Annotated in this window: 5 protein-coding genes; 3 read left to right on the plus strand and 2 right to left on the minus strand. The window is 58.9% G+C overall.

The features are described 5' to 3' along the window. The 3 genes from ACILSI_RS26605 to ACILSI_RS26615 all read left to right on the plus strand — a co-directional run. The coding region (locus tag ACILSI_RS26605) for a DUF3160 domain-containing protein (RefSeq protein ID WP_395724961.1) at positions 1–918 on the plus strand (918 nt) is incomplete at its 5' end. Between the two features lie 105 nt (positions 919–1023). Continuing rightward, entirely contained in the window at positions 1024–2634 is a 1611-nt protein-coding gene (gene amrB / locus ACILSI_RS26610; protein WP_395724962.1) for an AmmeMemoRadiSam system protein B, read from the plus strand. A 177-nt stretch (positions 2635–2811) separates the two neighbouring features. Then, the gene (locus ACILSI_RS26615) at positions 2812–3315 is read left to right on the plus strand and encodes a hypothetical protein (protein ID WP_395724963.1); all 504 of its coding nucleotides are present in this window, start codon (positions 2812–2814) and stop codon (positions 3313–3315) included. Between the two features lie 82 nt (positions 3316–3397). Here the strand turns inward: ACILSI_RS26615 and rfaD are convergent, their stop codons facing one another. Together rfaD and ACILSI_RS26625 are read right to left on the minus strand one after the other, a co-directional pair. Next, on the minus strand, positions 3398–4408 hold the full coding sequence (rfaD, locus tag ACILSI_RS26620; protein WP_395724964.1) for an ADP-glyceromanno-heptose 6-epimerase: 1011 nt from the start codon (positions 4406–4408) through the stop codon (positions 3398–3400). A gap of 49 nt (positions 4409–4457) precedes the next feature. Beyond that, the gene (locus tag ACILSI_RS26625) at positions 4458–5024 is read right to left on the minus strand and encodes a hypothetical protein (protein WP_395724965.1); all 567 of its coding nucleotides are present in this window, start codon (positions 5022–5024) and stop codon (positions 4458–4460) included. Positions 5025–5194 lie beyond the last annotated feature (170 nt).

Genomic DNA, 5194 nt, shown 5'->3' on the forward strand with positions numbered 1-5194 from the left:
GAGCGCTTTGAGCCTGCGGACGAACAAATGGCGGTGTTTGAGAAGACGCTCGCCGAGCTGCGTGGCAAGCTGGCGAAGGTGCCGGATGAACTGTGGTTTGGCAGCATGGCGGGGCAGCAGCTTCATGCCATCGCCACGCTGGCAGGCCGGCGGAACGAGAACTACCCGGCCTTCATGCGCGGCCCTGAGTATGCGAAGAAGGACATCGAGTCGATGCTCGGCCACTGGACGGAGATCAAGCATGACACCGTGCTCTACGCCAAGCAGAGCTACGCTGAGATGGGTGAGGGTGGAGATGGCGACAAACCACTGCCGCCGATGCCGCGCGGCCTGGTGCAGCCGGATGTGAGGTTCTGGCGTGAGATGGAGCGGTTGGCGGACTTCACACGCCAGGGCATGCTGAAGCACGCGCTGCTGCCTGGCATGGAAGAGGATGAATGGGCGCCGCTGAACCGCTTCCACACCGACATGAAATTCTGCCGTGAGATCGCAGAGAAGGAGGTGCGCGGCCTGCCGCTCACGAAGGATGACCTGGAGAAGATCTGGCAGTTCACCCTCACCTACATGGAGCAGCCGCTGGATCAGAACGGCATCCCCGATGCCGAGCGTGGCAAGAGCGCCCTCATCACCGATGTCCACACCGATGCCTACAGCAATCAGGTGCTGCAAGAGGCGCTGGGCCGGCCGTGTGTGCTCATCGCGCTCGTTGGCAATGAAAACACGCCGCGTCTCGTCACCGGCATGGCCTATCAGCATTTTGAATTCACCGGGCCGCAGGACCAACGCGCCACGGATGAGGAATGGCGTGCCAAAGTCTATGCCGCGAAGCCCGAGCTGCCACCACGCGCGAAATGGGCGCTGCCCGTGTTTCCCGCGAAGGCTGATCCGAAGGGGAAGAAGAAGCGGGATATTGATTGAGGGCGGAGTTTTGGAACCGCTGATATGACGCTAATGAGACGCTGATAAATGCATTCATTGAATTCAGCCATTAGCGTCAAATCAGCGTCATATCAGCGGTTAGGAATGCTGCTTCTGCTCCTTTGGTGCAGCTCGTTGATGGCAGAGCCGTTCCCGTTGTTTTACACGGAGTCGAAGCCGTTTCGTGAGGTGTGTGAGGCGGCGGAGATAAAGCTGAAGCCGCTGCCACATCGCATCACAGGCGTGACGGTGCCGCATCACCTGCTGGCGGTGGATTTGATCGCGGAGACGTTGTTTCTCGCCTCGGCGGGGAAGTATGAGCGCATCGTGATTTTATCCCCGGATCACTTCAAGCGGGGCACGACGCCGTTTTCCACGACGATACGGGATTTTCTCACCCCGCTGGGCCGTGTGCGGGTGGATGCGGCGGCGGTGATGGCGCTAATGCAGGAGCCGCGGGTGAGTGAGTCGAGTCTGTTTAGCCGCGAGCATGGTGTGCAGGCCTTGCTGCCGATGCTGGCGCGTTGGTTTGCCGAGGTGCCGATTGTGCCGGTGACGCTGGGCGTGCGTTCGACGAAGGAGGAATGGGAGAAGCTGCTGCCGCTGCTGAAGCGCTGCGTGCAGGAGAAGCCGACGCTGGTGGTGCAATCGACGGATTTTTCGCACTACCTCACGCAGGCTGAGGCGAGGCGGCGGGATGAGGAGACGTTGCGTGTGCTGGCTGTGGGAGACGCGGAGGCGGTTTTAAATCTCGACCAGCCCGGTCATCTCGACTCGAAAGCGGCGCAGTGGCTCATGCTGCGGCTGCATGCGGGTGTGAAGCCGGTGGTGCTGCACAACCGTAACGCGATCCACTACGGCGGCAGGCCGGATGAACCGGAGACGACGAGCTACATCACGCAGCTTTTCAGCCCTGAGGTGATCCCTGGGCGCTTGCTGCCGGGGAAACGCGTTTGTTTTGGCGGAGACACGCAGTTTGGCCGCGAAGTGGCGGTAAAACTGGCCAGACCGGGCGAGGCCGCACGCATTGAGAAAACGATCCTCGATGCCACGGGCGGAGCGCCGCTGGTATTGAACCTTGAAGGCGTGCTCTTGCCCGAAGTGCCTGCCAAACTGCGGCATCCGTTTCAAATCGGCATGCGGCGTGATTTGGCGCTGGAGTGGCTGAAGCGGCTGAACGTGACCGCTGTGTCATTGGCGAACAATCACAGCCATGATTTTGGGACGGAGGCGTTTGCGTCGATGAAACGTGACCTGGAGGCCGCAGGCATCGCGGTGGTGGAAGACGGGGTGATGATCGAACTCGATGATTTTTACCTCGGCGCGGCCACCGATGTCGAAAACTCACCCACACCGGCGCGTGATCTTCTGCGGGCAGGCTCGTTCGAGTTTTGGAAGCCGTCATCGAAGCCGTTGTTCGCCTTGTTGCACTGCGGGGCCGAATACGCCGCCGCGCCGACGATTCGTGAGCGCTTGGTGGCGAGTTGGGCGGAGAAAGCGGGCGCGGAACTCATCGTGGGAGCGCACACGCATCGTCCATCGCCGGGCTGGGAGCGGGGCAGGGGATCGCTGCGTTGGTTCTCGATGGGAAACCTCCTCTTCGATCAAAACGACCCGCGCAACAGCGGCGGTCTCATCGAGGTGCGCTTCCTCGATCAAGGCACCTGGACCGCGCGCTGGCTGCCGCTGGGGAATGTGTTTGCGCCAGCGCGGTGAGCGGCTTCCTTCCTGTGCCCGTTGCAAAGCCACATTTATTGTTGCCCAACAACGGCATAGGAGAGTAAAACGACACCCTTGAGGACACAGCCCGCTCTGTTCCGACAAAACCGTTGGCGATAAAGCTGATGACAAACCTCACGATCGTTTAACCATCTTCAATATTCGCCTCAGACAATGAAGTTCACCCTCATCACTGATGTCGATGAAGTCTCTTTAGATAAGTGCGCAGCTTGGGGGCAATATTATGAGCCTGACGACATCGATTTGCTTTCGAAACACGGATATGATCGCGAGACCGTGCGAGAAGCGATAGAAGCTATTGGGTGGTCAGACGATTACTGGTTTCCGATTCCAGCGGGGACTCCGCTGGGCACATTCATGTTCGAGCGTCGGAAAGCACTATTTCGAACTCCTTCTGGGTCAGAACTCAAGGGTTATGTGTGCAATTCTGGTCACGCTATTTGCCTTTTTGGTGGCACGGATCGGTGGGTTATTAATCAGAACCTTCTCGATCTTTACGAAGAGGAGCGAGACAACATTCTGAAAGATCTCGACTTGGAGGATTCTGAGGAACTCTTCCCTCTGGAGTTTGAGTTAGAAGGACGTTACATGGTGTTTCCAAGACACAGAGGCGAACAAGGCGCGGATGTCACCCCCACTAGTCACGACATTGCTTAAACGTTGACTGTGTATAGATAAGTGAAGGCATAATCAGTCACCGCAGCGACGGCAGTTACTGAGATTTGGGCGAATAAGAAGGTCAGGCACCTGTCGTCTCATCTCCGAGCCGTTTGTCCGGCACGAGGTAGCCTTGGACGTAATCACGCACGGCTTCGGTGAGCGCGGTGATTTCTTGCGTGAAGCCGGAAGCGCGGAGTTTGGCGATGTCGGCGCAGGTGTAGTATTGATACTTCGATTGCAGGTGCTCCGGCATGTCGATGAACTCGATATTCGGCTCCTTGCCGAGGGCGGTGAAGATGGCGGTGGCGAGTTCGATCCAGGTGTGGGCCTTGCCGGAGCCGAGATTGAAAAGGCCGCCGGCGCTGGGTGTTTCGGCGAGGTGGAGGGTCATGCGAATGGCGTCCTTCACATAAAGGAAGTCGCGCATTTGCTCGCCGTCTTTGAAATCCGGGCGGTGGGATTTGAAGAGCTGGACCTTGCCGGTAGCGAGGATCTGGCCGCAGGCTTTGTGGACGAGGCTGCGCATGTCGGCCTTGTGGTCCTCATTGGGGCCATAGACGTTAAAGTACTTGAGGCCGACGATCTTCGGCAGCCAGCCTTCGCGTTTCGCGTGGAGGTCGAAGAGGTGCTTCGAGTAGCCGTACATGTTCAGCGGGCGGAGCGCGTGGATGTCGGGCATTTGATCGTCCATGCCGTGGGCACCGTCGCCGTAGGTGGCGGCGGAGGAGGCATAGACGAAGCGGGTTTGATTCGCGAGCGACCACTGGCAGAGTTGCTTGGTGAACTCGTAGTTGTTCCGCATGAGGTAATCGGCATCGCGTTCCGTCGTGGCGGAGCAGGCACCGAGGTGCAGGACGTGGTCAAAGCGGCCGAGCTTGGCGGGCGAGTGCTGCACGGCCTGGAGGAGGTCGTTGCCGTCGATGTAGTCGGCGAATTTGAGCGGGACGAGGTTTTTCCACTTCTCGTCGGTGCTGAGGCGGTCGCAGACGACGATGTTCTCGCAGCCCCGGCGGTTCAGCTCCCAAACGAGGGCGCTGCCGATGAATCCGGCTCCGCCGGTGATGAGAATGCGACTGTCCGTGTTGTTCATGCGCCGTGCCGGTAGCGGGAAAACCGGCGGGATTCAAGCCGGAGCTTGATCAGGCGGCGATGGATTGTGTCTGCGGCTCAGTGGGATGGCTCATGGGCACATGCTCGCGCCACAGGGCGGGGTGCAGGAAAATGCCACGCGGATCAGCCTCCCACTCGCCTTTCCAGCCCACAATGGACTCCATGACGATGGGATTGGGGCACTGGATGGCCGGGTAGAGCCACTGCTGGTCGGCGACGACGAGCTTGGGAATGAGCGCCTGACCGTGGAATTCGATCTCCCAGCCGAGCAGGAGGGGTTCCTCGTCGGTGAAACCGGCAAGGCCGAGCGGATGCTCCACCCAGCCGACGAGGCCGCTGCCATTCAGCGCGTCCCAGACCTCGCGCATTTCCAATTCCAGCCGCACGGCGAAGCCGGTGGTTTTGGCGCACCCACTGTTGACGGGATCACGGCTGATGAGGCCAAACAGAATACTGGAGGGGCAGTTGGAGGGCACAATGTCCACCTGGAAGCCAAAACGAATGGGATGGTCTGGCAGCAGTAGGCTGCCATAGCTCATGACTTGAAAATCCGCGAACGCGGGATCGGTGGCAGCGGCAGCAAGAAGCGATTCCATAGTATTCTAAAAAATTCAGGTTACTTTATGAAAATTCGACTGGTTAATTATAATTTCAATTATTTTATCATAAGGGCACCTCTGGATAGGGGGTACATTTTTGCGAGCGGTTCCGAGGACCGAAAAATCCGCGTTTTGCCTGCCTTTTTCCGCGTGAGATGGCGAGTGGG

The sequence above is a fragment of the Prosthecobacter sp. genome (genome assembly GCF_044232965.1).
Classification (GTDB): Bacteria; Verrucomicrobiota; Verrucomicrobiia; order Verrucomicrobiales; family Verrucomicrobiaceae; genus Prosthecobacter.